The organism is Pseudomonas sp. OTU5201, assembly GCF_038440135.1.
Classification (GTDB): domain Bacteria; phylum Pseudomonadota; class Gammaproteobacteria; order Pseudomonadales; family Pseudomonadaceae; genus Metapseudomonas; species Metapseudomonas resinovorans.
The window spans coordinates 1-351 of the sequence record NZ_JASATC010000111.1 but is presented as its reverse complement, the minus strand read 5'-3'; the positions used below and the strand labels follow the sequence as shown (position 1 = coordinate 351).

Below are 351 nucleotides of genomic sequence, written 5' to 3'. Positions count from 1 at the left end.
GGAGCGGTGGGTGCGGTATTCGGGGACGAACACGTCTTCCACCAGCACGTCGTGGGAGCCGGTGGCCTCCAGGCCCATCACGTCCCAGTTGTCGAGGATGCTGTAATCGTGACGCGGCACCAGGAAGGTGCGGTAGTCCGGGGCCTCGCCGTCCTTCTCCGGCGGCACCATGGCACCGAGGAAGGCCCACTGGCAGTGCTTGCTGCCGGAGGAGAAGCCCCAGCGGCCGCTGAGGCGGAAGCCGCCGTCGACGCGGGTGACCTTGCCCACCGGCATGTAGGAGGAGGAAATCAGCACGCTCGAATCCTGGCCCCAGACCTCCTGCGCGGCGCGGTCGTCGAACAGCGCCAG

1 pseudogene is annotated in these 351 nt (G+C 68.4%); it reads right to left on the bottom strand.

Annotated elements, in window-relative coordinates:
* Nucleotides 1–351: pseudogene (locus tag AAHM40_RS27070) on the bottom strand (flavin-dependent monooxygenase); the annotation flags it as partial.